The organism is Neobacillus niacini (assembly GCF_048572935.1).
GTDB classification, from domain to species: domain Bacteria; phylum Bacillota; class Bacilli; order Bacillales; family Cytobacillaceae; genus Neobacillus; species Neobacillus niacini.
Genome location: NZ_CP183883.1, coordinates 4,403,630 through 4,420,476 on the forward strand (window position 1 = coordinate 4,403,630; position 16,847 = coordinate 4,420,476).

The 16,847-nt window shown below is 37.2% G+C and carries 17 protein-coding genes; 6 read left to right on the forward strand and 11 right to left on the reverse strand.

Features of this window, described 5'->3' with window-relative positions:
- Positions 1 to 78 precede the first annotated feature (78 nt).
- Positions 79 to 867 carry a TerC family protein gene (locus ACN6MT_RS21800; RefSeq protein WP_419888019.1) on the reverse strand — a complete coding sequence of 263 codons (789 nt, stop codon included), beginning with the start codon at positions 865 to 867 and terminating at the stop codon, positions 79 to 81.
- A gap of 424 nt (positions 868 to 1,291) precedes the next feature.
- Here ACN6MT_RS21800 and ACN6MT_RS21805 point away from each other — a divergent pair, with 424 nt between their 5' ends.
- Complete coding sequence (locus ACN6MT_RS21805; RefSeq protein ID WP_419888020.1) at positions 1,292 to 3,361, forward strand: peptidoglycan D,D-transpeptidase FtsI family protein; 2,070 nt, start codon at positions 1,292 to 1,294, stop codon at positions 3,359 to 3,361.
- Positions 3,362 to 4,407: 1,046 nt separating this feature from the next.
- Here ACN6MT_RS21805 and trhA read toward each other — a convergent pair.
- The 3 genes from trhA to ACN6MT_RS21820 form a co-directional block, all read right to left on the reverse strand.
- On the reverse strand, positions 4,408 to 5,055 hold the full coding sequence (trhA, locus tag ACN6MT_RS21810) for a PAQR family membrane homeostasis protein TrhA (protein ID WP_419888021.1): 648 nt from the start codon (positions 5,053 to 5,055) through the stop codon (positions 4,408 to 4,410).
- 354 nt (positions 5,056 to 5,409) lie between these two features.
- Complete coding sequence (locus ACN6MT_RS21815) at positions 5,410 to 6,015, reverse strand: LysE/ArgO family amino acid transporter (protein ID WP_419888022.1); 606 nt, start codon at positions 6,013 to 6,015, stop codon at positions 5,410 to 5,412.
- Positions 6,016 to 6,080: 65 nt separating this feature from the next.
- Positions 6,081 to 6,524 (reverse strand): GNAT family N-acetyltransferase, encoded by a 444-nt coding sequence (locus tag ACN6MT_RS21820; RefSeq protein WP_419888023.1) that lies wholly within the window; start codon positions 6,522 to 6,524, stop codon positions 6,081 to 6,083.
- Positions 6,525 to 6,640: 116 nt separating this feature from the next.
- Here ACN6MT_RS21820 and ACN6MT_RS21825 point away from each other — a divergent pair, with 116 nt between their 5' ends.
- On the forward strand, positions 6,641 to 6,988 hold the full coding sequence (locus ACN6MT_RS21825; RefSeq protein WP_063253739.1) for a hypothetical protein: 348 nt from the start codon (positions 6,641 to 6,643) through the stop codon (positions 6,986 to 6,988).
- On the opposite strand, the gene ACN6MT_RS21830 is transcribed toward ACN6MT_RS21825, so the two are convergent.
- Entirely contained in the window at positions 6,985 to 7,614 is a 630-nt protein-coding gene (locus ACN6MT_RS21830) for a TVP38/TMEM64 family protein (RefSeq protein ID WP_419888024.1), read from the reverse strand. The genes ACN6MT_RS21825 and ACN6MT_RS21830 overlap by 4 nt on opposite strands.
- 135 nt (positions 7,615 to 7,749) lie before the next feature.
- The gene (locus ACN6MT_RS21835; protein ID WP_419888025.1) at positions 7,750 to 8,520 is read right to left on the reverse strand and encodes a LysM peptidoglycan-binding domain-containing protein; all 771 of its coding nucleotides are present in this window, start codon (positions 8,518 to 8,520) and stop codon (positions 7,750 to 7,752) included.
- A 373-nt stretch (positions 8,521 to 8,893) separates the two neighbouring features.
- On the opposite strand from ACN6MT_RS21835, the gene ACN6MT_RS21840 reads away from it, so the two are divergent.
- Positions 8,894 to 10,069, forward strand: coding sequence for a TIGR04053 family radical SAM/SPASM domain-containing protein (locus ACN6MT_RS21840; protein WP_419888026.1), 1,176 nt, complete (start codon positions 8,894 to 8,896; stop codon positions 10,067 to 10,069).
- A gap of 36 nt (positions 10,070 to 10,105) precedes the next feature.
- On the opposite strand, the gene ACN6MT_RS21845 is transcribed toward ACN6MT_RS21840, so the two are convergent.
- Genes ACN6MT_RS21845 through ACN6MT_RS21855 form a run of 3 tightly spaced genes read right to left on the reverse strand, consistent with a single transcriptional unit; the run spans position 10,106 to position 13,603 of the window.
- Positions 10,106 to 11,206 carry a Ger(x)C family spore germination protein gene (locus ACN6MT_RS21845; protein ID WP_419888027.1) on the reverse strand — a complete coding sequence of 367 codons (1,101 nt, stop codon included), beginning with the start codon at positions 11,204 to 11,206 and terminating at the stop codon, positions 10,106 to 10,108.
- Positions 11,203 to 12,276: a GerAB/ArcD/ProY family transporter gene (locus ACN6MT_RS21850; RefSeq protein WP_419888028.1), complete on the reverse strand. Its 1,074-nt coding sequence runs from the start codon at positions 12,274 to 12,276 to the stop codon at positions 11,203 to 11,205. Before ACN6MT_RS21850 ends, ACN6MT_RS21845 begins: the two co-directional genes overlap by 4 nt.
- Positions 12,277 to 12,289: 13 nt before the next feature.
- Positions 12,290 to 13,603, reverse strand: coding sequence for a spore germination protein (locus tag ACN6MT_RS21855; protein WP_419888029.1), 1,314 nt, complete (start codon positions 13,601 to 13,603; stop codon positions 12,290 to 12,292).
- Positions 13,604 to 13,768: 165 nt separating this feature from the next.
- On the opposite strand from ACN6MT_RS21855, the gene corA reads away from it, so the two are divergent.
- On the forward strand, positions 13,769 to 14,725 hold the full coding sequence (gene corA, locus ACN6MT_RS21860) for a magnesium/cobalt transporter CorA (RefSeq protein ID WP_063253735.1): 957 nt from the start codon (positions 13,769 to 13,771) through the stop codon (positions 14,723 to 14,725).
- Positions 14,726 to 14,778: 53 nt separating this feature from the next.
- On the opposite strand, the gene ACN6MT_RS21865 is transcribed toward corA, so the two are convergent.
- Positions 14,779 to 15,090, reverse strand: a complete 312-nt coding sequence (locus tag ACN6MT_RS21865; RefSeq protein ID WP_419888030.1) for a hypothetical protein — start codon at positions 15,088 to 15,090, stop codon at positions 14,779 to 14,781.
- Positions 15,091 to 15,305: 215 nt separating this feature from the next.
- On the opposite strand from ACN6MT_RS21865, the gene ACN6MT_RS21870 reads away from it, so the two are divergent.
- Both ACN6MT_RS21870 and tatA read left to right on the forward strand, forming a co-directional pair.
- The gene (locus ACN6MT_RS21870; RefSeq protein ID WP_419888031.1) at positions 15,306 to 16,355 is read left to right on the forward strand and encodes a M42 family metallopeptidase; all 1,050 of its coding nucleotides are present in this window, start codon (positions 15,306 to 15,308) and stop codon (positions 16,353 to 16,355) included.
- 62 nt (positions 16,356 to 16,417) lie between these two features.
- Positions 16,418 to 16,633 carry a twin-arginine translocase TatA/TatE family subunit gene (tatA, locus tag ACN6MT_RS21875; RefSeq protein ID WP_063253732.1) on the forward strand — a complete coding sequence of 72 codons (216 nt, stop codon included), beginning with the start codon at positions 16,418 to 16,420 and terminating at the stop codon, positions 16,631 to 16,633.
- Positions 16,634 to 16,666: 33 nt separating this feature from the next.
- Here the strand turns inward: tatA and ACN6MT_RS21880 are convergent, their stop codons facing one another.
- Positions 16,667 to 16,792 carry a hypothetical protein gene (locus ACN6MT_RS21880; protein WP_268875091.1) on the reverse strand — a complete coding sequence of 42 codons (126 nt, stop codon included), beginning with the start codon at positions 16,790 to 16,792 and terminating at the stop codon, positions 16,667 to 16,669.
- Positions 16,793 to 16,847 lie beyond the last annotated feature (55 nt).

A 16,847-nucleotide genomic window follows, 5' to 3' on the forward strand; every position in this document is an offset into this window, starting at 1 on the left:
CTGAAAAAAAGCTGCACTCGATTTGAATGCAGCTTTCTTCGAATCTTATTCTTTTAGTTTTTCATTACTGGTTGTAAATTATGAGGCTTTTGGTTCTATTTTTGTCTTTTCAGCTCCTTGGTCCTTTGATAAGAACCAGCCCGCTGCCGCAATTCCCACTAACACTGCATAAAACGTTAGTTTCCATTCTGTAGAATGAGCAAATTCTTCACTTAATACACCTAGTGACGGATGTGAAAGTGTATAAACAGCTAATTTAACACCTACCCAGCCTACGATACCAAAAGCTGCTATTTCAAGACCAGGTCTTCTTTCTAATAGCTTTACAAATTGATTTGCTGCAAAACGCATAATCACAAGACCGATGATACCACCGGCAAAAATAACTAAGAATTTACCACCGTCTAAACCGCCGATATTAGGAAGCGGCGTATCTGGAAGCACGACTGCAAGTGCAACAGCGGCTAAGATAGAGTCCACCGCAAAGGCAATATCTGCTAATTCAACCTTAAAAACCGTTGACCAAAATCCACTTTTCTTAACAGGCTTTTCTTTTTGGTTACTATCTGATTTTCCTTTGAAAGCGATTTTTCGGACAATATGATTAATTGCCATAAATAAAAGATACAGGGCGCCAATTGCTTGAACCTGCCATACATCGACAAGGAAAGAAATAATAAACAATGAAGCAAATCGAAAAACAAATGCTCCCGCTAACCCATAAAATAAAGCTTTCTTACGATCTTCTTCTGGTAAATGCTTAACCATGATGGCAAGCACCAAGGCATTGTCGGCTGCTAATAAGCCCTCCAATGCCACTAACACCAACAATACCCATCCGTATTCCAGCAAAAGAGAAAAGTCCATTTAATTCGTCCTCCTAAAAAGTAAGTTTTTTTCTAAAATATCCCTTTGCTGCAATAAAAAAGGCCTTTACCTAAGAAAAAGCGATTTTCGCTTTTTCCCACAGTAAAGGCCTCCAAAAAACAAATAAAGACCCTTACTGTTTGTGCAGTAAAGGTCTTGCTAACAACGTCACGTTGCCAATAAAGCCGGAGAATTACTTCTCGGAATGACGACTTTATTGTCCAGCTACTCCCCTTTAAAAAGGAAATATTTTATTACTCTTAATATATGATAAATCCGCTGATTCGTCAATAGAAAATTCACCATGGTTTAATTAGAAAGGAAATACTTTACAATTCTGCAAATGTAAACGTACAATAATAAATAATTACCAATTCATTTATGAGGACATACTAACGAAAAAGTATCAAGGATGTGAAAAAATTTGGAGAAAAAGAAAAAGAAGAAATCTCATTTTCCAATCCGCCTAAATCTGCTATTTTTCAGTGTATTTTTTTTATTTTCCATCCTGATATTACGTCTGGGATTTGTTCAAATCGTGTACGGAGAAAATTTCAAACGTGAGTTAGAGCGAAAAGAAGATATAACGATAAACAACCCTGTTCCCCGTGGAAAAATGTTTGACAGTAATTACAGAGTCATCGTTGACAATGTTCCAAAACGCGCGATTACATACACGAATATGGGAGCCAGCCAGAAAGAAATGCTGGATACAGCTGAAAAATTAGCAAAATTAATTGTTAAGAATGTTGATAAGATGACCCAACGGGAAAAAAAGGATCTTTGGATACTCAAAAATCAGGAAAAAGCGAATGCAAAAATTACACAAAACGAACAAGATCAATTTAAAGCAAAAAAATTAAAAGATAATGATTTATATAAATTAAAGATTGAACGAATTACCGAGGAAGAATTAAGTACATTAACGCCGGAAGAACTGGAAGTCTGGGCCATTTATCTAGAATTTTCGAGCGGGTATAAATTTACTCCGCAAATTGTCAAAAATGAAGATGTCACCCCTGAAGAATTTGCCATTGTCAGTGAAAATCTTCAATCTCTCCCAGGAGTGGATACTACAACAGACTGGGATCGGTCTTATGCATTCGATCAAACAATAAAATCTATCCTTGGAAACGTAACAAAAACCCAGGAAGGGCTGCCGGCAGACCGGCTAGATCATTTTTTATCATTAGGGTACAACCGCAATGACAGAGTTGGGAAAAGCCAACTCGAACTGCAATACGAAGATGTACTCCATGGACACAAATCGAAGGTAAAAACGGTAACAGATAAGCAGGGAAATGTCATTGAAACCGAAGTCGTAACCGATGGAAAAAGAGGCAAGGACCTAGTCCTTACCATTGATATGGATTTACAAATAGCAGTAGAAAAAATTATTGAAGAAGAACTTTGGGGCTTAAAAAAAACTCCTAATACCTCTCTTTTGGACCGGGCTTATGTTGTTTTAATGGATCCTAATAGCGGAGCTGTCCTAACAATGGCCGGTAAAAGAATTGTCAAAAATTCTGAAACCGGGCAATTAGAAATGCAGGATGATGCACTTGGCACGATTACTACCACTTATAATGTAGGCTCTGCTGTGAAGGGTGCTACCATATTGACAGGTTTTAAACAGGGGGTCATTAGCCCAGGTACTCGCATTAATGACACAGGAATAAAAATCGCCGACACCCCTCTTAAAAAATCCTATTCTTATTTAGGTACGTTAAACGATGTGGATGCGTTAAAATTATCTTCAAACGTATATATGTTTCATACAGCCATTCGGATTGGTAAAGGAAATTATCAATATGATAAACCCTTAGGTCTTGCTCCCAATACATTTGAAATCATTCGAAATTCGTTTGCAAGCTTTGGACTTGGTTCCAGAACAGGGATTGATTTACCCAACGAATCCAGTGGTTTAAAGGGCTCAAGCAGGCTTCCAGGTCATTTAATGGACTTAGTAATTGGACAATATGACACGTATTCTCCTATGCAGCTGGCACAATACATTTCAACGATTGCTAATGGCGGTAAAAGGATGAAACCGCATATTGTAAAGGAAATACGTGAGCCTATCGATAATAATACGGACGAAATCGGTCCTGTTTTTCAAGAAATTAAACCGACTGTCCTTAATACGATTGATGCTGAACCTGCTTGGATGGACCGAGTCCAATTAGGCTTCAAGAAGGTATTCCAAGAGCCGGGGGGAACAGCCTTTAGACGTTTTACCGGAGTCTCCTACTCTCCTGCTGGTAAAACTGGTACGGCGGAGGCATTTTATGATGGTCCAGAACGCGCTAAGTTCGGGAAGGAACCGCCACCGGTAATGAATTTAAGCTTAGTTACTTATGCACCCAGTACCAATCCTGAAGTGGCAATGGCTGTGATTGTCCCTTGGGCTTACCAAGGAACAACCGATAATGGTGCAAACTTTCTTATCGGGCGAAGAGTCATGGATACCTACTTTGCTATGAAGAAAAATTAAGTAGAAAAGGCGTCTGGTACATTGCCAGATGCCTTCACTCTTATAGTTACCATAGCTCCTATTTTTTCATGAGTTCGGTCATTATAGAGCTCTTTTAGTTACCTTAGCTCCTATTTTTTCATGAGTTCGGTCACTTTAGAGCTCTTATAGTTACCATAGCTCCTATTTCTTCATGAGTTCGGTCACTATAGAGCTCTTATAGTTACCATAGCTCCTATTTTTTCATGAGTTCGGTCACTATAGAGCTCTTATAGTTACCATAGCTCCTATTTCTTCATGAGTTCGGTCATTATAGAGCTCTTATAGTTACCATAGCTCCTATTTTTTCATGAGTTCGGTCATTATAGAGCTCTTATAGTTACCATAGCTCCTATTTTTTCATGAGTTCGGTCACTTTAGAGCTCTTATAGTTACCATAGCTCCTATTTCTTCATGAGTTCGGTCACTATAGAGCTCTTATAGTTACCATAGCTCCTATTTTTTCATGAGTTCGGTCACTTTAGAGCTCTTATAGTTACCATAGCTCCTATTTCTTCATGAGTTCGGTCACTATAGAGCTCTTATAGTTACCATAGCTCCTATTTCTTCATGAGTTCGGTCACTATAGAGCTCTTATAGTTACCATAGCTCCTATTTTTTCATGAGTTCGGTCACTATAGAGCTCTTATAGTTACCATAGCTCCTATTTTTTCATGAGTTCGGTCACTATAGAGCTCTTATAGTTACCATAGCTCCTATTTTTTCATGGGTTCGGTCACTATAGAGCTCTTATAGTTACCATAGCTCCTATTTTTTCATGAGTTCGGTCACTATAGAGCTCTTATAGTTACCATAGCTCCTATTTTTTCATGAGTTCGGTCACTATAGAGCTCTTATAGTTACCATAGCTCCTATTTTTTCATGGGTTCGGTCACTATAGAGCTCTTATAGTTACCATAGCTCCTATTTTTTCATGGGTTCGGTCACTATAGAGCTCTTTTAGTGACCGTAACTCCTAGTTTGTAAAGCCTATGGTCACTATAGAACTCAGCCCTTTTGTATTCACACTATTTTATTGGTAATACATAAAACAACACACAGAAAAAGTGAAGTACTGTACCTGCGATAACAAATAAATGCCATATCGCATGATGATAGCGGAAGCCACGCCATACATAAAAAATCGCTCCAAATGTGTAAAGGAGACCACCAATCATCAAATAGGTCATCCCTTCAGAAGGAAGCTTAGCTGCTAATGGATTCCAAGCAAACACCATCATCCACCCCATTACTACATAGAGAATGGTCGAGGTAAATAGATATTTTTTTGTAAAAAAGCATTTAAAAATGGTACCAGCAATCGCCAGTCCCCAAACTACCCCAAACAATGACCAGCCTAAAGGACCTCTAATCACAACAAGCAGAAAGGGTGTATAGGTTCCTGCAATAAAAAAATAGATAGATGAATGGTCAAAGATTTCAAATATATCTTTGGCTTTACCTTCTGGAAAACTATGTACCAATGTAGAGGACATATACAGGATGAACATGGATGCTCCATAGACTGTAAAGCTGACAATATGCCATACCGTACCATACAGGGAAGAAAAGACAATTAATATGACCAAAGCAGCAATACTAAGAATGGCACCAATTCCATGTGTAATTGAATTAGCAACCTCCTCTTTGCGTGAGAATATATGTGTGTTTGCCATTTTCGCAAAACTCCTTTTTTAACTCTTTTTCAATTTCTCTATTAACTCTATTATGCTCTTTTTTGGACACCAGCAGTTAAACTTATAATTCGTTTTGGTTTCATAGCCTAAACGGCTGCAGAAATATACCATTGAATCTGCCTTTCTTTCCGCTTTAAAATGCCTGCATGTCGCACAGCAATGGAAATCTTTCATTATTTTTCTCCTTCACAGATTTACCAATCTATTAATTATTCATTCATAATTTGTTCATATTTATCCGCTATTATAGTAATAGGTTCCATAACAGAACCTATCCTCCCCCCTTTTTATTTTATAGATTCCAATACCCGGCCATTCGCCGGGTACATCTTTTTATATCGAAAACATGAGGTATAACGCTGTTCCCCACATGATAACAGCAGATATTTTGTTTATCGTGTTAATAAATTTCCCGGTTTGATCAAGTTTCCCTAAAAATCTGCCAACTACAGATAGTCCAAAAAACCATAACCAAGAAACGAAAATACACGTAATGGTAAAAACCGCCTTTTCCATTCCTGTGTACGTTAAGGAACTTGTTCCGATGACACCAATGGTATCCATAATGGCATGTGGATTTAACAATGAAACAGACGCAGCAAAAGTAATTTGTTTCCGTGCAGAAAATAATTGAGCACTATTTGCCTTTTCACTAGGTTTACTTTTCCATGTTACATAGCCCATATATAGTAAAAAACCAACACCAATTACACTCAACGCTACTTTTAAAAAGCTGATTTCTAACACAACTGCAGAAATTCCTAAAACAGCCAACGAAATTAAGAGTGTATCACAAAGTGCAGCTGTTAAGACTACTGGTAATGTGTTTGTCCATTTTGGCTGTAATGCCCCCTGATTAAATACAAAAACATTTTGTACCCCTAAAGGTAGAATTAGCCCAAAGGCTAAGATAAATCCATGAATCGCAGCACTAATCATCTTGTCTCTCCTAAACATCATAATACTGGCTGCCTGCTAATTTGCAGGCAGCCTTTATAAAAGAACTATATTTTTCGTTGCATAAAGATCTCGGGGTCATCGAGTTTCTGAAAACCGTATTGTTCATATAGACCATGAGCGTCAAAGGTACACAGCATCATTTTCCGAACGTCTTTTAGTTCGGATTGCTCCACGACCGTTTCCATCATCCATTTCGATAAGCCCAGCCCCCTATATTCAGGAAGGACAAATACATCCATGATCCAAGCAAATCTTACAAAATCTGTTACTGCCCGAACAAAACCAATTTGCTTTGCCTCACCTCTTTCAGGATCTCCCTCATACATTCCAAAGCAAATCGAGGATTTCTCAATCGCTTTCTTTACTTTATCCATGGTAATCCCTTTGGCCCAGTAGGAATCCACACTCAAAAAATGGTGAATCACGTCTGTATCCAGATATTGCTTATCTGTACTAATAATAAAACCATCCTTTTTCCAACTAGCCATGCTCCATCACCTTCCATAAATTAGGAATAAACTACTATCTTATTACTACTGAAGTATACTTCCTTTGTTCGCTGTCAATAACAATACCAAACACGAGTAGAAAGAGGTGTCATGGTATGAAGGGAATCTACTTTATAAATGATCGGATAAGTTTAAATGGGCTTACGAAAGAAGAAAGCATTAAACTCCAAGAACAAACCATATTACCTTACATTCAAAAAAATAATATTCAAGTCGTAAAGTTAAATCCTTACCAAATTTATGACTACTACACCATTCCGCATGCACTTTTGCATGATCTAAAAAAACATAGAAACTATCTTGATTGTTTGATTCAGTACTCTCCTATTGTAATGGAAGATTTTATAAATACCTATCCAGCACGATGGTTCATTTTAAAAAGCTTCTTTAAAGAAGTCATTACAATTGAAGAAAAAGACCTTCCTGTAAAACACATTGTTTAGTCGAGAGATTCCTTTGCCCTTTTACGATACAGGATGAGAACGTAAATAATGAAAATAAGTAAAATATAACCACCATATAAACCAAAAGAAAATAACTTATTGCTGCTAAAAGAAGCACCGGCAAAGGATAATATCAGGATGTTTGGGGTTTTCCCAATTGTGGATGAAGTAAAAAACGTTAACCATTTCACCTTGCTTAAACCGCAAATGATGTTGACAACAGGCGCTGGGATGATGGGTATCAAACGGCAGGTTAGTATTGCAACAAATGAATTTCGATTAAGAAACTCTTCGTATTCCTGGACTTTCGGGTAGTTCATCAACTTAGATTGGGCATAATCCCGAAAACCGTACCTGCTTAAAAAGAAGAAGCCCATTGTTCCGGCCATAGCTCCAGATAAGGAAATGATTACTCCTTGTGTCGTACCAAATACACTGCCGATGACGCCTGCTAGAACAGGAAAAGGAATCACAGGGAAAAAGACACATATAGCAACAAACAGCATACTGATGAAAATAGAAAGTATTCCGCCTTCCTTCGTTAACGTAAGTAATTCATTTTTTAGTAAAAAGCCAATCGCAATGACAATTAATAATAGGGATATGCTTAGGATTCTTTTAATCATAGATTTCTCCAAATCTAATTTACTCTTCATTTAAATTATAAAGGTTAAAGAGCCCTTCATAAACAATAAAGTTTCAGATTTTTTTTGAACAAACAAAGACCCTTATCGGTTTGATAAAGGTCTTTGTTTGTTCTATTAAAATGCTGTTCTAGCACCCAAGTATCTAGGTTTCCAATATGGATTATTCATATCGGTGATGGTTACACCGGTTGATGTACCGGCATGGATGAATTTGTTATCGCCAATATAAATCCCCAAATGAGACGGTCCAGGTGCGTACGTGGTAAAGAACACCAGGTCACCTGGGCTTGGGCTCGTAACCGTTTTAAGTCCTGAAAACTGTGTCGCTGCTGTTCTTGGAAGGGAAATTCCTACTTTTTCAAAAACGTACTTTGAGAAGCCGCTGCAATCAAAACCTGCTGGAGTATTTCCGCCCCATAGGTAAGGAGTGCCAATATATTTCTTGGCTTCGGTAATTACCATTTGCGCTTTTGAAACAGTAGAAATTGGGGCTGGAGTAGGTGTCGCTGCTGTACCTGAAATGGTAAGAACTTGTCCAACATAAATCGTATCTGTGGTCATGTTATTAAGAGATTTTAGCTGTGCAACCGTTAGATTATACCGCGAGGAAATTCCCCATAGTGTATCCCCTTTTTGTACGGTGTACGTAGAAACATGCGTGTGTGGTGCCAATAATGATAGGTTCTGATTTACATAGATGCTATCGCTGGAAAGATTATTCCAATCTTTTAAATTTGTAACTGAGACATTATTATTTTGCGAAATTCTCCAAAGCGTATCCCCTGATTTAACTGTATAGACATTTTCATGTGCACTTACAGATCCACCAAAAGTTGTAAACAATATGCCGGCAGCTGCCGCGGCTGTCAGTAAATGTTTTTTCATGGTAGCACTCCTTTAATTTGTAATACACTCATCATAAAGGAGTGACCCTATTTGTTTATATCTTAAACATTTGGATAATCAGGAAAAATTCTCCTATTTCGGTAATGAAAGCACTATAGTAACAGACACTAGAAATTCTTCCAGCCCTTATACACCAAGGATTTTAGTTCGCCTTCTCTATTAAAAATTATGAAATAATAAGAGTTTGGTATTTTTTTGAAATAGAATTGTAGAATTTTTGTAACAAAGCTTATGAAATATTGTAACAATCCTTTCATACATAGTGAAAAGGACAAATTTATAATAAACCTATAGAAACATTTTTTATCGTTTTTAATTGGTTTTAAAAATATTATGAATCTTGGTGATATGTATGCAAGGAATAAGTAAAGGACATCCTCACGCAATGGGCCATCCACATGGAATGAAAAAAATCGACTATGACGTAAACCCGTTTATTGTGATTTGGGAAGTAACCCGTGCGTGCCAGCTAAAATGTGTTCACTGCCGGGCTGATGCTCAGCTGACTCCAGATCCACGAGAGTTAACACATGAAGAAGGGATTAACTTAATTGATCAAATCTATGAAATGGATAATCCTATGCTTGTATTCTCCGGCGGGGATTGTATGATGCGAGAAGACCTTTTTGAACTAGCTGACTATGCAGTTAAAAAAGGCATGCGTGTAAGTATGACTCCTAGTGCCACTCCAAATGTTACAAAGGAAAAAATGCAGCGCGCGAAGGAGGTCGGTCTTTCACGCTGGGGCTTAAGTCTTGATGCACCAACCGCAGAGATCCACGATAAATTCCGTGGAGTGCCAGGTTCCTTCGATTTAACGATTGAAAAAATCAAGTACTTAAACGAATTGGGCATGCCTTTACAAATCAATACGGTGATCTCGCGTTACAATTATGACCATCTTGAACAAATGTCTAAGCTAGTAGAAGAACTTGGAGCCGTCATGTGGTACATATTCTTACTTGTTCCAACAGGACGCGGTCAAATGGATGCGTGTATCACACCTGCCGAGCATGAAAAAGTTTTCCGCTGGTTGTACCAGCTAAGTAAGACTGCTCCATATGATATTAAAACCACTGCATCCCAGCATTACCGCCGAGTCGTTTTACAGGAAAAAGCACGTGATCATTTAATTGAAAAAGGTGAAATTCGCTACGAAGATTCGATCACAACGGATTTTGCCTCGATGCATGATGGATTAAAACGTGCACCAAAAGGTGTTAATGACGGAAATGGCTTTGCATTCGTTAACCATATTGGTGATGTTATGCCAAGCGGCTTGCTACCTATCGTTGGCGGGAATATCCGTGAAACTCCTTTAGCAGAAATTTACCGTGAAGCAAAAGTATTCAAAGATCTCAGGCAGCCAGACAACTATAAAGGCAAATGCGGAGTCTGTGAATTCAACAAAATCTGTGGCGGTTCCAGGTCCAGAACCTATGCGGTAACCGGTGACTATATGGAAAGCGAACCATTCTGCGTATATATCCCGCAGGCAATGCGTAAGAAATCAGAACAGACAGTATAGAGCTACCTCAGGCATTCCATCCCAGGAATGCCTATTTTACTCCACTAAACCTGTATCTGAAATATTAATGTCGGCATTTACTTTAAATTTTATCGCAGGATATAATTGCTGCCAGGTTTTCCAATCATCATCCCCCATTTGCCTGCTTCGATAGCGCAAACCAAATCCGAGCGGATCAACATTTGCCTTTTGCATTTTTTCGAGTAATACCTTCACCTTTTTACTTATATGATTCTTTGCTGCTTTTTCATATTTATCCAAGTCCTTATTGCTAACATTAAACCTTGCTTCCTCTATTCTTCCATCTATACTCATATCAACTTCTATATAAGGTTGTTTTTGGTTTTCTGTAATGATCTTATATTTTGTTTTTACCGATTGTGTATCAATTACGAATGAATCTTCGCCATCGTTGATTTTCAAAGCTGTTTTAGTATTTTCAGTTAATAACAGATTCAAAAACATCGTTTCCCTCGATGGTAATTTCAACTTCAATTTATTCTTATCCAAGAGTGCAACCGTATTAATTTCGAAAGTATCTTCCTTTGCTTGAATAATAGGAAGCAGAGGATCCAGCCCTTTTTCTCCAAATCGCTTCTTAAAATCAAAAAGAAACTCAGGAATAATATAGGCCGTTTCAGTACCATCTTTTCCTAATGCTAGGAATAGAGCATTTGAAGGCAGACGTTCTGATTTAGGTTTTAGCTTCAGTACTGCTTTAGCTGTAGGTTTTCCTACTGCTACCCAGGACATTTCTTGGAAATCTCTTCTTCTAATAAACCAATAATAAAGGTTCGGATCCAATTTAGAATTGATAACCTCTTCATTGTAAACGACCAATTTTGCATGACTAAAATCAATTTCTTTATCGACCTTTGATTTCATCATTCTAACGGCTTCAGCGATGGTATCTCCTTCTTGGGAGATGATAAAGGATTCATTTGATACTTTTTCAATATTCGGGACTGCAAACTTCAGGCTGACAAGAAATTTCTTTGAACTATTCTTTGCAGGATCTATTCCCACACTCACAACGAAGAGACGTTTATCAATGTCTTTAAAACCACAGCCGGTTACGAATAACGCCAGTAGGAAAATGCTGATTAAAGCTCTAAATAGTATTACATTTTGATTCACGCCTTCCTCCTCCTAAGGAACAAGAAAAAACCAAAGACTGCGAGAGCTTCAAATAATAATCTGGCAACGAGCCAGTACATCGAGATTTTTCCCGGGTGCATATAATCAATCCTGATAACTGAAAGAAGTGAGAATACAAAAAACAGCGCCAAAACTAGTCTATCTTTTTTTACTCTATTATTAGCAGAAAAGGTTCCTTTCACTAATTCAAACGCGACGTGCCAATGGACTGCCACACTTATTAATGAAATGTTGACATATAACATTAAAAATATAAACAGTGCACGCTCAATGGGACTATAAGGAAGGCGAATAGAATCGACCATGATAATCCAGGGATACATGAATTCATCTACAGAATCAATACCATGCATTCCTATTGGAACCATTATAGAAGTAAACAATGTTAATAAAGAGATACCAAAAATCAATACAAAATTTATCTTTTTAATCTTCTCTTTGAACAAACGATTGAAAATAATGATATTAGCGTACCCAGAAAAAATATAGCTTGCTACTGCCACTGCATTAAGATTAGGCATGTTATATAAATGATTCCCTGCTTCAAAGATAGAATCCCAACTTAAATAATCACTAGTAACGGCTTTAATAAAAATAAACACTATAAACGGTACGTTAATAATCAGAATGATTTCAAGCAGATACATCACTTTTATTGTAGGAAATTGTACAACAAAGCATAATATGAGTAAAAAAATAGCTATAAGTAACACCTTGGGCAATTCCGGGTTAATGAAACGATGAAGAATATCAATGTAGCCTAATAATGTTAATAATCCTGCTATAAACCAAAAAAACGCAAAGGTTACTAGAATGACGATTCTTAATGGCTTATTTAACCGATTTTGGATTATGTCAGGAAGACCCTGTCCAGGAAATTTTGCATAGATAACCGTGTCTGCGTACATTAATGCCATCCCGGCGACAATTGCGATGACAATACTGATTAACATTCCATCAAACCGATATCGAATGAGAAATCTGGGTACAAAAATGATGACATTCGTCAGCATATTTAATACAACTAAATATAAAAAATAGCGATTCATACCCACCATCCAATTATATTTTTTCTTCTCTAAAGGTTAAATATGGTTTCCCAAAACTATCGAGACTTACCATGTAGGCAAGCAGCAGAAACAACCCCAAAATCACACCAACTAACCCATAAAAAATAGATAATAACAATATAAAATATTTAGATACTCTAATTGCAAAGCTAAAAGTACTAATTGGAATAACAAAATTTGCTATGGCCCCTAAAGAGACAATAATGATCATGATGGTACTGACAAGTCCTGCCTCAGTTGCTGCCTGTCCTAAAATCAATCCTCCAACTGTTGTTGCAGTTGGTCCGATCGCTTTTGGCAGGCGAATGCTCGCTTCCATCAATAATTCCATCATGATCAGCATTAGGATGACCTCAACAAAGGATGGATATGGCACAGCATGCCTGCTGCCTGCTACAGAAAGAGCTAACTGGACGCGAAAAACCTCCGGATTATAGCTTACAAGTGCTACATACAGCGCTGGCAATGTGATTGTAGTAAATAATCCAATATAACGCACGAGTAATAAGAATTTACCAATCCAATATGTATGGTAAATATCAGCCATAGACGCCATCTGATCTTTAAGGACAGAAGGCATTAAAACCGCAAATGGTGACCCTGAAACAAGTAAAGTGATCTTCCCTGCAGCGATGTTTAGTACAGTCCGGTCAGGCCGTTCCGTTACCATTAAGGTAGGAAAGAGAACCCGTTGTGACTTTTTGGTAAAATCCAGCAATTGCTCACCAGATTGAAACATTTCAATCTCAATGGCTGACAGAAATGTTTTTACTTCCTTTAAAACGGCTTTATCCACTTTCTTAGAATCATATAGAAGGTTCACTGTTGTTTTCGAAATGGAACCAATATTCGTTGATTCAATCATTAATGTTTCCTCAGGATACCGCTGCCGTATTAGTCCAATATTGATTGGAAGACTTTCGCTAAAGCCTGATTTTGGACCTAGAATGGTAGTTTCAGCTGAAGTTTCACTGACAGCATTGTTTTTTTCAAGTTTAACATCTAATAAAAATACTTGATTTTGATAGATGAGTAAACTACTGCCTCTGATAAGGTCTTCCTGTACTTTTTCTTTGGTTTCAAAGTATTTCACTTTCGGATGTGATTGAAGGTAAGCCAAAAACTGAACTGGTTCACTAATTTCATAAAAAGGTTTAATCAAATAGGTCTGTAATTGTGCCTCATCACTAAGCGTTTTATAATACAACAATTCAAGTTTTTTTTTACCGTCCTGCAATTCCTTACTTACGAAATCTTCAGCCTTTGGAATTTTTGCTTTTAATTCTTTAATATCATTGATGGACATTTTTTATACCTCTTTAGAAGTCTTATCTTTACCATTCCATCGGTCATGAAATTTTATTCCTTTTAGAGTCACCTCAATAATGTGACAGTATTTTTGAAAAAAGCGTTTCTTATCGGTATGATTATATATATTGATTGATTGATTAAAAAGAAGGATGTTTTTATTATGATGAGCCTAGTTGGTATAACAAATGAGAATACGATAGAAAAACAAGTTTCTATATCTCATCTAAATCTTGATAACTATAAATGGTTTTGGGTAGATTTCAGCGAACCAACGGATGAGGAGGTTCAGCATTTAACAGATACTTTTCATTTCCATCCGCTGGCAATTGAAGATTGTTTATACAAATCCCCGCAAAGGCCAAAGTTGGATTATTATGATGACTACACATTTTTTATAACCCATATAGTACGTGAAGTCGAAAAGGAAGTGATCAAAGAGGAGCTGGACTTTTTTGTAGGAGAAAACTTTATAGTTACCTTTCACCTTATGCCCTCTATTGAGGTCTCTCAAGTGATGGGAAGGTTAACTACCCAAAAAGACATAGGGAATTTCACTACCCATCATGTATTTTATGAAATCCTAGATAAAATCGTAGATAATTACTTCCCCATTATTTATAAAATTGAGGATATTTTAGATGAAATTGAAGATAACACGTTAAATAATCCCATGAATAATCTACTCAAAAAATTATTTGAAACACGGTATATGTTATTAAACCTTACGCATACCATTAATCCCATGCGTGATCTTCTCTACCGCATGTTAAACTCGCAGCATTTGGTACCCATTATCAAGCGAAAAGAATATTTTTCAGACATTTACGACCATCTTTTAAAATTATCGGAAATGACGATGGCAAACAGAGAAATCACGGCAGACATTCGCGATAATTATCTTTCTCTAAATTCACATCAGACAAATAATGTCATGAAGGTTCTAACCATAATGACTTCGATATTCGCCCCGTTAACCTTTATAGCAGGAATCTTTGGAATGAATTTTGAACATATGCCTGAATTATCATGGAAGTACGGCTATCCCTTTTCCCTTATGTTGATGGGCATCATTGGATTCTCACTGTTTCTCTGGTTTAAGAAAAAAGGATGGTTTTAGCTATAACTAGGAAAAAAACAAAAAGACTAGGTGCCCCCCTAGTCTTTTGACGTTCATTCCCAATTTTCATACGAAACTGTTCCGCCTGTTAAATCAATCGTGTTCCGCTCTCCCTTATAGTAAGTCCTACCATCCTTTTCAAAAATATAATTTTCATAGGTAAATACCTCTTTTCCGTCCGGCAGATGGACCACCACTTTGGAACCTAGATTTTCCTCCGGTGTTTCAATTTTTATTGAACTTTGATAATGATAGCGAAACACGAAGAAGCCTACAGTCAATATGAGAAAAGTTAGAATGAAAAAAAATGGTCCCTTCCAAGAAAATTGTTTTGTCTTTTTGTGATATAGTTCGAGTCTGGTCATTTTTCTCCTCCCACAGTTCTTTATTTATTAAATAATTTAGAATTATCCCTTTTATTACCTTTTCTACAGGTTTCTAATCGTTCTCCAAGGGAATAATTCATCACTTTCAAAACTATGCAAAACCAACGAAAAAGTTGACAGGTTTTGTTTTTAGATTGATTTTTAAATATGATGTTATAATAGGAAAGAGTGTTAATCAGAAAGGGGATTTAGCTTTGGCAAACAAAAACACAGAGGAAACATTGAAATTACTTGTTGATTTAGTATCAATCCCGAGTCCCTCAGGAAATACCAATGAAGTGATTTCTTACGTAGAAAAATACCTCACAAATCTACATGTTGAAACTAAAAGAAACCGCAAAGGCGGTCTTATTGCAACATTAGAAGGAAAGGATTCAAGTCAGCACCGCATGCTTACTGCACATGTTGATACACTTGGTGCCATGGTCAAGGAAATAAAGTCCAATGGAAGACTAAAAATTGACTTAATTGGCGGTTTTAAATTTAATTCGATTGAAGGTGAATATTGCCAAATCGAAACGAGCAGCGGTAAAAAAATTACCGGTACCATTCTCATGCACCAGACATCAGTCCACGTTTATAAAGACGCTGGAAAAGCAGAGCGTAACCAAGAAAATATCGAAATCCGAATTGATGAAAAAGTACATAATGCAGAAGATGTTAGAGCCTTAGGAATTGAGGTTGGTGATTTTGTTTCTTTTGATCCACGGGTTGAAGTAACTCCTAGCGGATTTATTAAATCCCGTCATTTAGATGATAAAGCCAGCGTAGCGATTCTTTTACAATTGATAAAGCAATTAAAACATGAAAACATTCAATTACCTTACACTACACATTTCTTGATTTCGAACAATGAGGAAATTGGATATGGCGGGAACTCTAATATCTCCCCTGAAACGGTTGAGTACTTAGCTGTCGATATGGGCGCAATGGGTGATGGCCAATCAACCGATGAGTATACCGTTTCAATCTGTGTGAAGGATGCCAGCGGGCCATACCATTATGCACTTCGTAAAAATTTAGTACGTCTTGCTGAAGAAAACCAAGTTGAATACAAGCTCGATATCTATCCTTTTTATGGGTCTGACGCCTCGGCAGCGATTCGTGCCGGACATGATATCGTACACGGCTTAATTGGGCCGGGGATCGATTCCTCTCACGCTTTTGAGCGCACACATGAATCATCCATTGAAAATACAGCAAAGCTTTTATACCATTATGTTCAATCTAAATTAGTTATTTAAAAAGGCTGTTTTCTAAAAGGTTGTGAGTTAAGAGAAGAGCCTTAAAAAAAGGAGTCCTCGTTATGTTATCAAACATTGGTGTACCCGGATTAATCTTAATCCTAGTTCTTGCGTTAATTATCTTTGGTCCAAACAAACTTCCTGAGATTGGCCGTGCTGTTGGTAAGTCCATTCGTGAATTCAAGCGTGCAACGGAAGGAATCACAAATGACATCAAAGAAGAGTTTCAGGATGACCTCAAAGAGGCACAAAAAGAAAGAATTGACCTAAAAAAATAAGTGTAAGCTGCTATGCAGCTTGCACTTATTTTTTTATCTTCGTGATTTATCAGCAAATGCTTGAAGTTGATTGATTAACTTTTTCCGCACCTTATCATTTCTCAGTAAATAGGCGGCCCCTAATGCCGCAGTTGTCATAAGCAATCGATTCCTTGCCATTCTAAAAATCCCTCCTTTATTACTTTACTACTTAACTGTTCCCACAGATTTATCT